This window comes from Tautonia rosea, assembly GCF_012958305.1.
GTDB classification, from domain to species: domain Bacteria; phylum Planctomycetota; class Planctomycetia; order Isosphaerales; family Isosphaeraceae; genus Tautonia; species Tautonia rosea.
The window spans coordinates 18,849-35,295 of sequence record NZ_JABBYO010000021.1 but is presented as its reverse complement, the minus strand read 5'-3'; the positions used below and the strand labels follow the sequence as shown (position 1 = coordinate 35,295).

The window sequence follows — 16,447 nt, the reverse complement described above, 5'->3', positions numbered from 1 at the left end:
CAGGCCGATGCACAAGGACGTGGCGAATCAGCCGTGAGGGGGGTAGGGTAAATCGTCGGGAAAGAGTCGCGGAGGGGACCGCCTCCCCTTCCCCTCGCTTCACGCCACGCACTGAACGGAAGGACGAACCGTCATGCCGAGGATCGCGCTGGGACTGGCCCTGATGGCCTCACTGACGCTCGCGACGCTCGCCGGGGCCGCCGAGGAGGCGGGGACGCATCCGAAACCGCCGAACATCATCTTCATCATGGCCGACGACCTCGGCTACGGCGACCTGGGAAGCTACGGGCAGAAGACCATCCCAACGCCGAATCTCGATCGCCTGGCCGCCGAGGGGACGCGCTTCACCCAGGTTTACGCTGGCAGCACCGTTTGTGCCCCGTCGCGGTGCGTCTTGATGACGGGCTATCATTCGGGGCATGCCCGCATCCGAGGGAACGACCGCGTGCCCCTCCTGCCCGAGGATGTGACCGTGGCCGAGGCCTTGAAGGCCGCCGGCTATCAGACCGCCCTCATCGGCAAGTGGGGCCTCGGCGAGCCGGAATCGACTGGCGTGCCGAATAAACAAGGGTTTGATGATTTCTTCGGATACTTGAACCAGAAGCATGCCCACAACTACTACCCCGATCACCTCTGGCGTCAGGAGGAGCGGGTCGAGATTCCCGAGAACGTCATCGGCTCTGATGAAGGGGTCGCCATCGAGCGCGTCACCTACTCGCACGACCTCTTCGCCGAGGAGGCGCTCGACTGGGTCGCACAGCACCGCGACGGGCCCTTCTTCCTCTACCTCGCCTTGACTATTCCTCACGCGAACAACGAAGGTTCCCGAGCGACCGGCGACGGCATGGAAGTTCCCGATTACGGTTCGTTTGCCGAAAAGGACTGGCCGAACCCCCTCAAGGGTCAGGCAGCCATGATCGCCCGCATGGACCGCGACATCGGCCGATTGCTGGCCTCGCTCGACGACCTCGGGATCGACGACGACACCATCATCTTCTTCACCTCCGACAACGGCCCGCACCGCGAAGGAGGCCCCGAGTACTCCCCCGACTTCTTCAACAGCAACGGCCCTCTCCGTGGCATCAAGCGCGACCTCTACGAAGGGGGCATCCGCGTGCCGATGCTCGTCCGATGGCCCGGCCATGTCCCCGCCGGAAAGGTGAGTGATCAGGTCTGGACCTTCTGGGACGTCCCTCCCACCCTGGCCGAACTGGCCGGGTCGAGCGCCGTCGCCGAACTGCCCGACGACCTCGACGGCATCTCCCTCGTCCCCACCCTCCTCGGACCCGAAGCCGCCGGCCGCGAGCAGGAACGTCACGAGTTCCTCTACTGGGAATTCCACGAAGGCCGCGCCTCGAAACAGGCCGCCCGCATGGGAGACTGGAAAGGGGTCCGCCTCGCCCCCGACGGCCCGCTTGAGCTGTACGACCTGGCGAACGACCTGGGCGAGACGACAGATGTATCCGCCGATCACCCGAAGATCGTCTCGGCAATCACCCATTATCTCGACACCGAGCGCACCGAGTCGGAGGTCTGGCCGCTCCGGTACGCCGAGGAGTGACAGCGCACGACTTGACGACAGAAGGGCGATCCTCCCGCTTCGTAGGGTCCGTAGTGTGGACCCTACTACCGTCTCCTGCCGTGCTCCGATCCTTCGCTGGCACATTCCCCTCCTCGATTCGCAGGGAAAGGAAGAGGACAAGGCGATCAGGAGTGACTCCGGGGCGATCGTCGCCGGAGGCGTCGCCTCGAAGGGCGGAGGAACGCTGCGATGGACGCGATCGTCATGGGTCCGATCACGATGGCCGGGGTGGCGCGGTGGTCGGGGAGGATCTTGAGTTTGCTGTCGATCGGCTTGATCAGCCTCTTCGTGATCAGCGATCCGCCCTGGCCGTGGCGGATGTCGGGATTCGAGGCGCTGCTCTTGCTCTGCTTCCCGATCACGATGGTCGCCGGCCTGATCGTGGCCTGGTGGCGCGAGGGGCTGGGGGCCTTGATCGCGGTCTTGGGCGTGGCGGCGTTCGACCTGGTCCACCTGGCCGGATCGGGAGATTGGCCGAGAGGGCCGTGGTTCTTGCTCTTTGCAAGTCCGGCAGTGTTCTTCCTGCTCTCCTGGGCGCTCCGACGAGGATGAAGGTAACCGCTCAGGCCGGTGCCTGACTCGGTTCAGGATCAGCGAGCATGCGGAAGGCGCGGCGGAAGGGTTCGGCAGGGGATTGGCCATCCCGTTCGGCTTCCCAGGTCTCGACCCAGCGGGCCCAGGTGATCGGGTCGTGGTCGAGCAAGAGGCGATCGGCCTCGATCGTCGGCAGAGGGGGGACCGGCCGAGGGCCGGTGACCGAGGGGTAGAGCAATCGCGTCTCGGCGGTCAGGTCGTAGGTGGCCTCGGTCTGAAAGCGGTCGCCAACCCAGACGACCAGCCCCTCGTCGGAGAAGCTGAACGAGCGGACCTCGGGCGGCAAAACGTGCTGCACCTGAGGGATCGACAGCTCGACGCCGGCCATCTGGTTCAGCCCCGCCAGCGCGGCCTGAAGCACCCGGCGGCGGTCGTCGGAAAGCTGCTCAACCCAGTCCGGCGCGGCCACGTTCGTCAGGATCCAGCCCGACGCATGTTCGAAGATGAGGACCAGCGGCTCGTCTCCCAGCTCGGTCACCCGCAGAGAGACCCGAATCCGGTTCGAGCTCGATTCGACCCCGGCAATCTCGATCTCCAGGTCTTCCCAGGCCCGGGTATGAGCGAGCAGGTTCACCAGTTCGCGCTCGATGAAGTGCGCGACCGATTCCTCGACGTGGTGGCGATGCTCGCGGAGCCGTTCCAGCCGGACCTCAAACTCCGGCAACCGGGTCCGTTTGCGAGCGGCCCGGCGCATCCGGCGGAAGGTCCGTGGCAGGGTTCCCGAATGAAATCCAGGGCGAAGCAAGCGCGACATCGACTCGCCGTGGCTGCCGACGAGCACCCGAGGCACGTACCTCGGTCGGTTCGCGTCGTACAGCCGCCAGTTCTCCTTCAACTCCCAGACGAGGAAGCCGAACACTCCCGGCAAGAGCAACTGCGTGAAGAACCAGATCGTCGTCGCCAGCTCCTTGTCGTCAAGCGCCTCGGCCAGCGGCGGAATCATCAGAATCAACAAGGGGGCCATGATCTTATGCGAGACGGTCACCACCGGAAAGTGCTTGATCGGGTTCACCTGCGGCTCGACCAGCAGGTTGATGATGAACCGCACGGCATAGGTCATGCAGAACCAGAAGACCCCCAGAATCGCCTTGATCACGGCCGAGACACGGCTCTCTCCCCCTCGGAACCTGAGCCACTCGTCCACCGTGTAGAGCAGGCGGTCGACGTATTCGAGGACCCTGGCGAAGAAGTCCATGATGAAGCGGAACAGGTCGCCGAAAATGTTCACCCGAATCACCCGCCAGGTCCGGACGAGGTAATCGGAGGTGATTTCCTCCATGTCCCGCCCCACCCTCAGATTCAAGACCAGGCCGAACGCGATGAACATGCCAATGGTCATCGTGCGGGCCTGTTCGGGGTTCACGCCGATCAGCCCCAGGACCAGCCAGAGCAGCAACGCCGGGCCGATCGGCTTGACCAGCATCCGCCAGAGCAGTTGAAAGCTCCTCGTGCTGATCAAGAGCCGAATGTAATGCTGGCGGAAGATCCAGCGGGGGAAATCAAAGAGCACCCCCCTGGCCACCTCGTAAAAGGCTCGCAAGAGCCGGACCACCTGGCGGCGGAACCAGGGCAAGTGGATCAGGCCCATCAGGAAGGCGCCCGAGACGAGCGTCACCCAGACCCAGGCTTCCAGGTCGTGCGGAATCAGGTGCAAGCCGCCGGAGTGGTCCCCCACGTCGAGCGTGCCGGCGGCTTCGGCCTCTCGGCGAAGGCTCAGAAGCTCCTCGGCGGCGAAGACCGAGGTCTCCTCAGCGGCAGTCTCACTGAACCGTGCGACAGCCGCTCCCAGGCCCGCGCCCGATCCGGTCATGGCCGTCGCAGCGGTCGTCTCAATCGCTTCGATCAGCCCCCCTGCCCCGGCTACCAACAGCTCGGCCGCCTCGGCCGCCTTCTCCGGGTCCTCGCCGTACCCGAGCTGCTTGGTCACGACCGCAAACAGGTGGTCCACGAAGAACAGCACCACGAACGCCCCGCCAAAGGGCAGGACGACGTAATTCATCAGAAACCGGCCGACCGGCGTGCCAAACGCCAGCGAGCTGAACCGCTGCAACCACCTCAGGTAAACCTCTCCCCGGCGGTAAATCCCGTCGAGCGAGACGGCCATCCGGCGATTGGCTTTTAAGAGGCGGTCCCCTTTGAAAAATTCCTGGGCTCCCGACAGGTCAGGCAGCTTGACGTGATTCCTCGCGACCGCGTCGCGCAGGTCGCTCATGGTCAAGAACCCTTGCTCCACCACCTTGTCGAGCAGCTCCTCCACCGACTTGTCAAACGAAACCTGTTCGGCCACCGACCGAGGGTGCAAGCCGGTCTGGCGGAGCGAGTCGGCCAGGGGCTCGCGGCACTGGTCGCGCAGCGTGACCTCGGCGCGGTGCAAGGCCCCCGAGATCAGGTGAGCCAGCCGTCGACGGTCGGGATCGGAAATTCGAGCGTGCCGCAGGCGACGGTGAGCCGACCGCAAGTGCTTGACCGCCAGCAGCTCGCGCTGATGCGGCAACAATCGCTTGATCGGCCGACGCCCAAACGTCAAAAACCACTCGACCAGATCCACCGTGTAGATCGGCCGTTCATAATCGACACAAAGCTTTTGCAGGTCGAACAAGAGCCGAGCCTCGACCGCCCAGATCCCCTCCGACGCCGGAGCCAGCAGGGCAGGCAAGGCACGCCGCCAGTCGTCGGCCTCGTTCGGATCGAGTCCCAACGCCTCGACCAGTCGCTCTCCCAGCACACCCAGGGCGGCTCGGGCCCTGGTCCACGGATCAGAGGCCGAGGGGGGGCCAAGCGGGTCGATGAACTTCGACGATCGGGCAAGCTGAATGGCTGCTCGCACCACATTCCCGCGTCGTTCCGACCGTTCCGACCGCCGAACAAGCTGCTCGGCCAGCCTCCGGGCCGGCTTCGTGGCAGGCAGCGGACAGGTGCCGACCGCCTCGTCCGGCGGCGGTGGCTCGTCGGCCGCCGCCTCGATCAAGGCCCCCAGCGCAGCCGGTTCGGGGGCTCCCGGAGGCCGGGTCCGATCAAACAAGGCCGGTGCGTTGACATCCTCGGCCAGCACGGCGTCGACCGCCTCACGATCCTCGATCGCCGGGAAGTACGAGCCGAGCAATCGCGGCGCGAAGTGGCGCAGCTCCAGGTAAACCGCCGCGAATTCTCGATACACTTCCCACAGGTCGCGCGGTGGCAGCAGATAGTCTTCGAGCCGGAGGACCATCCGGGCCTCGTCGAAGATGGTCTGGCCGATCCGATCGACCCGGCTCCGCAAGACCGCGTCGGAGAGGGAGCCCGAACGGCGCTGGTGCTCCAGTTCCTCGTCGATCCGGGCGTGAAAGAGCATCCGCCAGTAGCGCAGCAAGACCTGGCCGCGCGTCATGGTCGCCAGGCGTTCCGGAGGGGGCTCGGCCAGCAGGATCACCGATCCGGTCAGGGCGGCCTCGGCCTCGACATCAAGCCCCAACTCATCCCGTTCCAGGATGCTGGTGGCCGTGTTGGCGTCGAGCACGTACGTCTTTCGGTGCGGGACCTGCAACCCGAGCGAGGCCATCTTCCGATCGTGCTTGATGACCCGTCTCAGAATGCGCGGGGGCACGAGCAAGGCGTTCGGGTCGGCCGCCCGCATCGCCTGCTTCAGCTCGTCCAGCGACATCCCCCGACCACCGCCCGCCCTGCTCTCCATCGTCTCCTCACCCCTGCCGCCCGCCGTCTCCTGACGACGCGAGGGTTTCATGCTATCGCGGCTGGGCGGGCCTGACCAGATGACCCATCTCCTCCCATCGATCGGGATTGGACATTCCGGGATAGCCGGCCTGTGCTCCGGCGGTCGGGCGTCCGGTCATCGGCGATCTCGACGCAGCAGCGCCCGAAGTGCCCTGCGTCCCCGCGAGAAGAGCCGTCCGAGGGGTCGTCTGCGGACGATGGCCATTGATCCGAAGACGCCGAGATCAGCGACGACGGGGCCGATCGGTTTGGGAGCGACTGCAATCAGGGCCGGACAACATCCCCAGGCGCATTGCTCGTGTGTGGGGACCGATCCCCAGCCTTCTAGCTGCCGATCCTCATCGGCAGAGAGGACCAGCGGGCCGGTTTGCCGGGTGAACCCCGCTTCGGTCTCGAGCGATTCGTTCGCGAGCACCACATTGCCGGAGCACGGGCCGTCGAGCCTGGGAGCCTTGTTGAAGGCCAACCCGACCCCCGGGCCAGTCTCATTATCAACGACGACCACCGGGGCACTGACCGTTCCCGCGCCATCGACATTAATGCCAACCTGAGTATTGTCGATGAAATTCGCGAAGATCCGCCCCCCCTCCACCCGCCATGCCAGGACGTCGGGGGCCGGGCCGTACGGACGGGTGCCGATCTGGATCCCGAACGGTGCCATGCGGAGTCGTGTGCGCGTCCCCGGGATCGTCGCGCCGGCGGAGTTGCCGTCGATCCGATTGTGGTGGACGAGCAAGGTGTTTCGCGAATCCTGACGGGTCCCGTCGCCGAACGAGCCTTGGCCGTAGAGCAAGAGGGCCGCCCCCCAGTTCATGTTGCGCTGTTGTTTGATCTCGTTGCGAGTGACCTCTCCGGTGATTGTTCTGTCAGTGCCCGGTCGAAGCACGATGCCGAGGTTCGAAGGATCGAACACCAGGTTGTCGGCGATCCAGAGGTCGGGGACATCGCCGGAGTTGGCCTGGATTTCCAGACTGTTGGTCGCCAACTGGTGGACCGTGGTGCTGCTCAGGTAGCTCGGAGCCTGCCAGCCGATGGGCACGTCTCCATGCCTGGAAAAGAGGTTGCCGTAGAGCCACAGGCCCGGAGTATCGATGAAGAGGTTCGCGTAGGGATCGTTGCCCCCCGTACAACCGTCGATCGAGACGTTATGACGAAACTCGAGGTTCCGGCAGCGCTGGGCGTTGACGTTGGCGCAGTTGAACTGGTCGCAGGTACGACAATCCCCCGCTGCCTCCCGCCGAGCCCGAGCATTACCGTCGAAGATCAGGTGGTGAATCTGGACATCGGCAAGCAGGTCTTCATGCTCCGACGGTCGGATGCAAAGCAGCCCCTCGTGCTGGTCGCGGAGCCGCCGGGGATCGCGAAAGAGCAGCGTCGGGGCGGCCTTTAGGGTGGCGAAGTGTCTCGGGTTGTACGATGCAGAGAAGGCCGAGGCGATGGGCTCATTGGAATCGGCCCGGCCTCGGGTCGTCAGGGTGAGGGGCCTGGAAATGACAAGCGGCCGGCCCAGCAGATATACCCCCGGGGGGAGTTCCACTGTCCCATACGGGGCGGTCGAGTCAACCAACTCCTGGAGGGCGTCAGATGCGTCACAGATCCCTCCGGCGTCTGCGAGCAGCCCAGGCCGGAGGGCCACCATGGATTGCTGATCGTGCGTGCTCACGTCGCACCTCCGATCGTAACTCGACGACGGAATTCCGGTGCAGCCGGGGGTGGGGATGGGTCAGACCAGGAGTTCCTCCGTCGGGGGGGGTAGCGGAATCGAGTCGGCTTCGTCGGTGAAGATCGAGCGCGTGACCTCTTGCGCTTGCACGAACATCGTGCGATTCGCTTAACGTAGAGATCTTGGTCCGATTGATTCCTATGATACCCCGTGCCGCGACCTGGATCCCGCGTCTAACCGCCCGAACCCTCCCCGGTGCGGAGTCGAGCAGGAGGGACAACGCCCAGGACGATCTCAGCATGACGCTGGCAATTGGCCTCAACCGCAAACGACCTCACAGGGTCGATGCCGTTATCAAATGCGAAAATAGGATCGAGTTTTCTATTTGTTGGCATTCGTGTTATTGAAAGATTGGCACGCGAGGGTTTTGCGGTTGCGTGCCAGCATCTCGGGTGACGATCCGGGCCCTTGAGTCGGATCTCCAGAACCTGGAACGCCCGCGGCAAGCGATGGCGGCACGGTTCGGTCGCGACGCGATGAGCCGGACGGAGTTGAACCGTGACACGACCATCTCGCCACCGTCTCGGAATCGTCTGAAGCGATTCGGAATGGACGCCTTCCCCTTCTGCTCACACTTCCACCGTCAGCGATTCCTGGACCTCGGAACACTCGGGCAGCATTCCCGCCACCCTCCGCGACCAGGCCCAGAGCAACAGCACCCCCGCCACGATCAGGCCGACCGACAGCCCAATCCACATGCCGATCACTCCCACCCGCAGGCCGAAGCACAGCCCGACCCCGATCGGCAGGCCGATCGCCCAGTGCGCGGCGAGGTTGGCGAGCATCGGCGTGCGGGTGTCTCCCGAGCCGCGGAGCGCTCCGGTCGCGATCACCTGCACCCCGTCGAACAACTGGAACACCGCCGCGACCCAGAGCAGGACCACCCCAACGGCGATCACCCCGGCTTGATCGGTGAAGATCGAGAGAATCCCCCTCGGCACCAGCACGAACGTGACCGCCGCAACCGTCATGAACGCCGTCCCCAGCGCCAATGCCGACCACCCCGCGCGGCCCGCTCCGCGCGGGTCTTTTCGGCCGATCGCCTGACCCACCCGCACCGCTGCGGCCGAGCTGATCCCGAGCGGCACCATGAACGTCAGGCTCGCCACGTTCAGGGCAATCTGATGCGCCGCCAGCGACGCCGGATCAAGCCGGCCGATCAGGAACGTCGCCGTCGCAAACGCCCCCATCTCCAGGATCAACTGACCGGCCACCGGCAAGCCGAGCGTCACCAGCGACCGGAACCGACGCCGCTCGGGCCTCCAGCCGCCTCGCCAGGCCTCCGGGCCAAGCTTCCGATCGATCCGAACGATTTCCAGCAGCAGGACCAGGGCCATCCACCCTCGCGAGATCACCGTTGCCCAGGCCGCCCCGGCCACGCCGAGCTTCGGGAAGCCGAGGTTGCCGAAGATCAGGAGCCAGTTGACGACCAGATTCACCAGATTGGCCGACACCAGCGCAAAGACGATCGCCCCCGTCCGGTTCTGCGCCTGCAAGTACCGCCGAAAGGCCGTGTAGAGCAGCAAGGGCGGCAGGCTAAGCGTCACCAACCGGACGTACGTTTCCGCCTCGGGACGGACGGCCGCTTCAATCCCGATCCGCTCCAGTTGCCCCCCCGCGAGCCAGCAAACCAGCATCAAGGGCGGACAAAGGATCAGGGCCAGATAAATCCCGTGCCGAAGCCACTTCCGGCACTCGTCGAGCCGCCCCGCGCCGAAGGCGTGCGAGATCAAGGTATCAAGCCCGAGCAACAACCCCATGCCCGCGATCGTCGTCACGAAGAAGACCGCGTGGCCGATGCCGACCGCCCCGATCGCCTCGGCGCTGAGCCGGCCGACGAACATCGTGTCGACCAGTCCCATGCCCATCCATCCCAGCTCGGCCAGCACCACCGGCCCGGCCAGCCGGATCATCGGCGGCAGCTCCACCGCCAGCCCGTCGCGCACCTTCTGAACGAAGGCCCCTCGGGTCCTTCCCCGCCTCGACCCGAGCCGATCCATCTTCCTGCCTCCTCGTTGCCCCGATCCCGTTTGCTCGCCGATTCGTCAATCCGCTCCAGACACACCGCCCGGTTCTCGGGTTCGGAGGTTCCTGATCAACCCGGCCTCGGCAGACGGGACATGATGATCGAGCTACAGCCGGAGGTTCACGGAATCAATCCTCGGTCCTTGAGCTTCCGCTTCAGAGGAGACTCGGTCGCCTCGGCCTTCCGCTGCTCGAACATCCGATCTCGCCGCGCAATCTCCTCGTCCATCACCGTTTGATGGTCGTCATCATACACCAGGGCCGAATGAATTTGACCCAGCGTCAGGTCGGGAAGGAGACGCTGGATGGTGTCGGTATCCTTCCCGGCGAACCGTTCGCGGGCGATGAACAGGACCTAGATGCGCGTCCCCTCAATGATTGGAGTTCCTTCGGGAGTTTCTAATGAGGTGGGGGTAGGTGATCGGGGCCATGAGGCTCCCCCAACGATGGCAGATCGAGACACGTCGGATTCTATCCTCATCCGAGCGAACTGCCGAGAGCGGGAGGATCGTCCCATCCTCCCGACTCTCCTGGCTCAGCGAATCACCTTCCGGCTGAAGGCCACGATGAACAGGCCCCAGACGAGCGTCCCCAGCAGCGATTCGGCCACCAGGAACAGGTTCATCCACCCCTTTGCCGTCTCTCGGAGGCTCCCCAGTCCGTCGGTGAAGGCCGAAACACTCGTCACCAGCCCGATCACGACCCGGTTGGCCAGCGTCGTCGGCTCGCCGTCGAAGGGAACCTTCCCCGCTTCGAGCGGCAGCAACGTAACTCCCATCATGTACACAAGACTGAACGCAATGATCATCACCGCCGCGGCGGCCACCGTCCGAAACGGGCTGGTGCCGTATCGGCAACCCAGGTCGAGCACCAGCCACTCAAACGCCTGGCTCATCTTCGACCACGGGCGAGCCCAGGTCCTCGGCTTCGATCGCCGCTCGTTCACCTTGAAGTGATAGAAGGCCCAGTCTTCCTCTTCATGACGATGCAAGGCCTCGAAGTTTCGCTTCAACAGGCCATATTCGCACATGGCCTTCGCGTGATCCTTCTCGCACTCGCTGGCGATCCGCCCTTGCAGTTGATCGGGGCGCACCTGCACCCGCTCGGCCACGGCGTTCCAGAAGGCGAACCGCGCACCCTCGCCCAGCGTGATCAATTCCAGATACACATAGTCGTGCAGCTTCGCTTTCGAGAAGTCGATCATCCCCTGGAACTTGGACTCGTTGAACTCGCACTTCTTCGCCACGCTGGCCCCCCGGAAAAGGAAGTCGCCGGCGAAGTCGCAGATCCGGAAGGTGAAGCCCTCGTCGGCGCAAATGCTCCGGAAGTCGGCCACCCCGTCAAACCGGCACATCTTGAAATCGACCCAGCCGTCGAACCGTGCCTCCCAGAAGTTCGCCGACTCGAAGAATCGCACGCGGAGAATATCCAGCTTGCTCCGGAATCGGACGCTCTGGAAATTCGCCTTCCCCTGAATCTTCACGTCGTCGAACTTCGCCCGGGAGATCTCGCTCCCCTGCATCGACAGCCCGCCCTCGAACCGTGTCTTCCGCTGGATGATCGGCCGGTTCAGGCGGCAGCTTCGGAAGACGACCTCGTCGGCGAAGATCGCACCGTCAATGATCAGGTTTGGGATCTCGACATTCTGCAACCTTACCGCCTTCTCGAACGTTCCTCGCAGCCGAAGCCGACCCACGATGACGGCATTGCTGATCGCCACGCCGTCCCGAATCTTCTGCTCGGCCTCCTCGGCGCGCAATTGCTGCCGAGCGTCGTTGCGGGGGTGTTCGTCGTGAGCGACACGGTCATAGGCGATCGGCTCGTCCGGTTCGGACGAACTCAAGCTCGACCCCTCGCGTTCGATCGGTTCGGTGCCGTCCATCACAGTTCCTTCGGGTTCACGCCTTCGATTCAATCCAATTCAATTCCTGTCTGTCGAGAGAAGCATTCGCCCTCGCGGGGCCGATCTTGCGGAAAAGCGCCCGGCAATCGTTGAAGACACCGACGGTTGGCTCGAAGCTCGCGCGATCAACCGCGGCGGCGCCTCCTGCCCGGGTTGGGAGCGGGCTGGCTCGCCGAATCGTTCAGCTCGGCCGAAACATTGGGGTAGATCGCGGCAGCCTCGGCAACCAGATCATGATATCGTCCAACATAACGATTCGAAAAATGAATGAGCGTCAGCTCCTCAACGTGGGCGTCTCGGGCCAGTTCCGCCGCCTGAGTCGCGGTCATGTGCTTGTGCGTTTTCGCCTTTTTCAGATCGGCCTGAGCGTAGAAGGAATCGCAATACAACCGGGTTGCGCGGCGGCATAGTTCCAGCAGAGTCGGGCGGCTCGTCTCGCTCCAGAGCGTATCGACCACGTAGGCGATCCGGGCCCCTCGGCTCTTGTGAAAATACCGATCGCGCAGCCTTCCCAGCGGAAACAGGCCCCCGTCGATCTCCACCGGAGTCTCCTCGGCCTGCCCCTCCCGGAGCATCTCCATCGCCCGACTCACCCAGGCTCCCGGACGTAACGGCCCCTCCCGGAGCGCCTGGCCATCAACGTGGAAGCCCGGCGTCTCCACAATCGCAAAGGCCAGGCACGGCGCCGTGTGATCGACCCGCGCGGCTTCGACCCGCAGCACCCCGTTCTCAAAGACCGTGGGCGTGTGGTCCTTCGGGGAAATCGCGCGTTCCGTAACGATCGGCTCGGGCAACTTCTCCCCCCACTCCAGCACCGCCGATCGCAACTGATCGGCCCGCACCTCGGTCAGATGTAGGCGGAGTTTCTGGAAGGGAAAAAACGGATAGTCATACGTCCGCACCCGCGCCGAGATCCGATCAATCGTTCCCTCCGGCCCAACCACATGCAAATCCTTGTCCCGGTCAAGGTTCGCCCGAACGATCCGATCGAACCCGACCAGGTGATCGACGTGATGATGACTGAGAAACACGGCGGCCAGGTCGGTCAGTCTCCCGGCGCTCAGGTTGCCGTTTTCTCCGGCATCGAACAGCAAGGCGTCGTCACGACCCGGATAATCGACGAACAGCAGCGGGTCGCCGGTCGAGCCGTTCACCAGTTGCATCTCGGTTGCGGTCCGGCGGGCAGCATGAGACATGGCGGCGGGTCCTGGGGCCTCGGGGCGAGTGCTCGCTCGTCGCTCGGTCGAGCCCTCCACCGTATCCGAACCCGCTCCCCGCCCCAACACCCCGACGCACACCCCCTCTGAATTCCAGAGGTGTTCGGGCCAACCATATCGTCCGCCTCGCGCGTCGTGTATCCTTGAATGACACGTCGGCGTCAGCTTGCTTATGACGACCGGGCCGTCTGGCTACCTCCTCGCGAGCTACCTTCCGGTTCGGAATCGCTCTCCACCGCGTCAACGTATTCAGGAGTGCAGCCATGAAAGAGGTTGTGCTCGGTATTGGCCATCAAAAAAGTTTCTGGTCGATCGTCCAGATGGCCGACGAGCAATTACGGGCAATCCACGGCCCCCCCAGGCGGATGGTCGTCCGCGCCCGAGGCGTCGAGATCGCGGCCTGGAGGCCGAACTTCGAAGGTGACTTCCACGACTTCACCGTCCGGTTCCCCGAGCCCGGCGCTGATCTGAAACGAGCACTCGCCGGGTTCGCCAGCGAGTGCTCCGTCGCCTGCGAGCTGTCAGAGCTCGAAGAAGCCCTGATCCTCCACTGCTCAGCCTCCTCCGACGAGAAGGTTCAGCAACTGCACGATGCCTGCGACCTGCTCTCACGCGCCTTCCCCCTGCCCGAGGTCTGGCGCGTTCACGGCGAGGAGTACCGCACCACGCCGCTAAGCCCTGAAAACATCTTCAAGGCGATGATCAAGTTCAAGTCCAGCGACGTACACCTTTACCCGGGGGCACCACCCGTCTTCCGCGTCGACAACATCCTCCGACGCGTCCAGGCGTTCGACACCCTCTCCTCCGAACAGATCCATTCCTTCATCAACGACATCGCCCCCGAAAAGCACGCCCGAGAATTTCTGGAGCGGCAGCAGTGCAGCTTCATCTATCACCAGGTCGGGCTGGGCTACGCTCGCGTCTCCGCCTTCGTTAAGGCCAGCGTGCCCCACTGCACCATGCGCTTCCTGCCCGAGACGATCCCTTCGTTCGAGGACTTGAACATCCCCCGATCGGCCATGGAACGCCTCGGTGCCCTTCACTTCGGCCTCGTCCTCGTGACCGGAATGACAGGGAGCGGCAAGTCGACCAGCGTCGCCTCGCTCGTCGACTGGATCAATTCAAACAAATCCTTGCATATCCTCTGTATCGAGGAGCCCGTCGAGTACGTTCACAAAAGCAAGAAGTCGGTCGTCTCTCAGCGCGACGTCGGAGAAGACATCGGCTCCTTCCACGACGCGGTTCGCGGCGCCTTGCGCCACGACCCCGATGTGATCGTCATCGGCGAGATGCGCGATCCCGACACCATCCGCTCGGCCATCAACGCCGCCGCCACCGGCCACCTCGTCATCAGCACCCTCCACTCCGGAACCGCCTACGAGGTCGTCAACCGGATCGTCAGCTTCTTCGATCCGGTCGAGCGTGACCTGGTCAAGCTCCAACTCCGTGACGCCCTGAAGTGCGTCATCTGCCAGCGTCTCGTACCAAAAACCGGCGGCGGACGCCTCCCGGCGCTCGAATTCCTCTTCAACGACACCAAGGCCGTGACCGACGCCATCCTCGAAGGCAACACCATCGGCATTAAGATCGGCATGCAACAAGATGCCTCGGCCTCGTTCATCTTTGAGAAGTACCTCTTCGACCTCTACAAGAAGGATTTGATCTCCCTCGAAACGGCCCGCGATTACGCTTCCGAGCCCGCCATCTTCGATCAGATGAAGCTGGGAACCTACGTCATCCCCTCCCTCGATTCCATGCTTCACCGCTGACTGGGCCCCCCCGGAATCCAAGGGCCGGACTCTGGTCTCGGCCCTTGGATTCCGGGAGCAATCGCCTCATCATTACCGACTGGCCGACCGATTGTGCGTCCTGGTCGGATCAGTCAATGGGAATTCCACGCTCGGATTCCTTTTGGGATCGATCGCGTCCAGAACTCGATCCGATACTCCGATACAACGCTGTGATCGATCAGGACGCGAAGTCTTTCTCGGTGAAGACTCCGCTTGACCAACGCCAGAGGAGGTTGGCGTACTGCTTTTGACGTCAGGGAGTGATTGCACGATGCCGCGCCGATCGCGCCAGTCTCGCCGCTTTGAGTCAGGGTTGCCGGAATTCCTTGAAACGCGGGCCTTGATGAGTGTTCTGATCAACGCCAAGCCCACCGTCGAGGTCGTGGCCGATTCCCCCTTCGTCCGGGTCGGTCATGGGCGGGTCGTCATCACGCAACCGACACCGATCACGGTCGTCGGCACCGCGCAGCCCTCTTCGAGCAACTTCGACACCGTCGTCGAAGTCTTCGGCCTCGATGCCCAGGGGAATATCCTGAATAACGGCCAGCCGTTGACCTCCACCACAACCAACATCCTCGGCCGCTATCGCGCCACCTTCGAGTTGCCGTCGACCATGCGCGCCGACATGAACTCGATCATCGTCCGTCAGCAGGCGACCGGGTTCCTCGACGGAACCCAGACGATCGACGCCACCACCTTGACCGGCCTGACCGGCGACCTCGCGATCAACGGCACCACCCTTGAGAATCTGCAAGGCGACCTGAGCATCAACCCCGGCACCATCTCCAATCTGCAGGGTGATCTGAGCATCAACCCCGGCACCATCTCCAACCTTCAGGGTGATCTGAGCATCAATGCCGGCACCATCTCCAACCTGCAAGGCGATGTGTCCATCAACGGGTTCGAGTCCGACCTCGACGGCACCGTGGCCGAAACCGAAGGGATTACCGACGAGATTTTCGGCACCCTCGAAATCGACATTGATGTGGTCGGCGTCGGTGCCGGTGAGTTCGAGTCGGACGGACCGGTCGAGTTCAACGTCTTCGAAACCGAGGTAACCGGCACCGTCTCAACGTCCGATCTCTCCGGATCGCTCTCCAACGGCACGGCCGACGAGAGCAGCCGCACCGGATCGCTCTCCAACGGCACGGGCGACGAAAGCAGCCGGACCGGCACCTTCTCCAATGGCACGGGCGACGAAAGCAGCCGGACCGGCACCTTCTCCAACGGCGTCGGCCAGATCCTCCCCACCACCGGCACCTTCACCCAGACCGGCGAGGCGATCATCGCTCCGACCACCGGAACGATCCGGCTCGACGTCAATGAATTTGCCGTCTCCGACCCCCTCACCATTTACATTCACCAGTCGCACCGGCGGGCCCGACCCCTGCCAATGCCCATCAACCCGGTGGCCATGACCAACGTCGAACGGCCGACCCGGTTGGCCTCGGCCTGGCAGCGGCCCGCCGCGCTGAATACCCCCCGGCCGAATCTCTTCGCCATGCAGCGGCCTCGCCCCGCCTTCCCGGCCCAAGGCGAGTTCACCCGGCCCGAGCGGCTCCCGGTCTTCCCGCAACTGCCCGCCCGCATGCTCCCTCGGGCCGCGTTCCTGAACGGTTGACCCACGTCTCCCCTCGGCCATGCCCCACTGCCGTCGATGCAGGATTCGCCGAGCTGACCCTCGCCGAATCCGAAGGCCTGTACCTCGGACCCTGCACCTCGGACCCTACATCGACTCCCCGTGGTGCTCAAGACTGTTCGACTCCCTCTCCCCGCCCGGCGGGGAGAGGGCCGGGGTGAGGGGTCCGGCGCGTTTTCTCCGAGCTTTGCGATCGCTCCGCCCTCCCCCTCACCCGGCCTTCGGCCACCGGCTTCCCCGCTCGCGGGGTCGAGGGCTCACGA

Annotated in this window: 9 protein-coding genes; 4 read left to right on the top strand and 5 right to left on the bottom strand. The window is 64.1% G+C overall.

Annotation, left to right across the window (positions count from 1 at the left end):
- Window positions 1–133: 133 nt before the first annotated feature.
- Together HG800_RS24720 and HG800_RS24715 are read left to right on the top strand one after the other, a co-directional pair.
- Window positions 134–1,561: an arylsulfatase gene (locus HG800_RS24720; protein ID WP_169980652.1), complete on the top strand. Its 1,428-nt coding sequence runs from the start codon at window positions 134–136 to the stop codon at window positions 1,559–1,561.
- A 210-nt stretch (window positions 1,562–1,771) separates the two neighbouring features.
- Window positions 1,772–2,134 (top strand): DUF7670 domain-containing protein, encoded by a 363-nt coding sequence (locus HG800_RS24715; protein ID WP_169980650.1) that lies wholly within the window; start codon window positions 1,772–1,774, stop codon window positions 2,132–2,134.
- A gap of 10 nt (window positions 2,135–2,144) precedes the next feature.
- Here the strand turns inward: HG800_RS24715 and HG800_RS24710 are convergent, their stop codons facing one another.
- The 5 genes from HG800_RS24710 to HG800_RS24690 form a co-directional block, all read right to left on the bottom strand.
- A complete protein-coding gene (locus tag HG800_RS24710; protein WP_169980648.1) occupies window positions 2,145–5,846 on the bottom strand; it encodes a hypothetical protein in 3,702 nt (1,233 codons plus the stop codon).
- Window positions 5,847–6,002: 156 nt separating this feature from the next.
- A complete protein-coding gene (locus tag HG800_RS24705; RefSeq protein ID WP_169980646.1) occupies window positions 6,003–7,550 on the bottom strand; it encodes a hypothetical protein in 1,548 nt (515 codons plus the stop codon).
- Window positions 7,551–8,179: 629 nt separating this feature from the next.
- A complete protein-coding gene (locus tag HG800_RS24700) occupies window positions 8,180–9,610 on the bottom strand; it encodes an MATE family efflux transporter (RefSeq protein ID WP_169980644.1) in 1,431 nt (476 codons plus the stop codon).
- 560 nt (window positions 9,611–10,170) lie between these two features.
- Window positions 10,171–11,517, bottom strand: coding sequence for a pentapeptide repeat-containing protein (locus tag HG800_RS24695; protein WP_169980642.1), 1,347 nt, complete (start codon window positions 11,515–11,517; stop codon window positions 10,171–10,173).
- Between the two features lie 146 nt (window positions 11,518–11,663).
- On the bottom strand, window positions 11,664–12,734 hold the full coding sequence (locus HG800_RS24690) for an MBL fold metallo-hydrolase (RefSeq protein ID WP_169980640.1): 1,071 nt from the start codon (window positions 12,732–12,734) through the stop codon (window positions 11,664–11,666).
- A gap of 284 nt (window positions 12,735–13,018) precedes the next feature.
- On the opposite strand from HG800_RS24690, the gene HG800_RS24685 reads away from it, so the two are divergent.
- Together HG800_RS24685 and HG800_RS24680 are read left to right on the top strand one after the other, a co-directional pair.
- Complete coding sequence (locus tag HG800_RS24685; RefSeq protein ID WP_169980638.1) at window positions 13,019–14,524, top strand: type IV pilus twitching motility protein PilT; 1,506 nt, start codon at window positions 13,019–13,021, stop codon at window positions 14,522–14,524.
- 292 nt (window positions 14,525–14,816) lie between these two features.
- A complete protein-coding gene (locus HG800_RS24680) occupies window positions 14,817–16,166 on the top strand; it encodes a hypothetical protein (RefSeq protein WP_169980636.1) in 1,350 nt (449 codons plus the stop codon).
- Window positions 16,167–16,447: the final 281 nt, after the last annotated feature.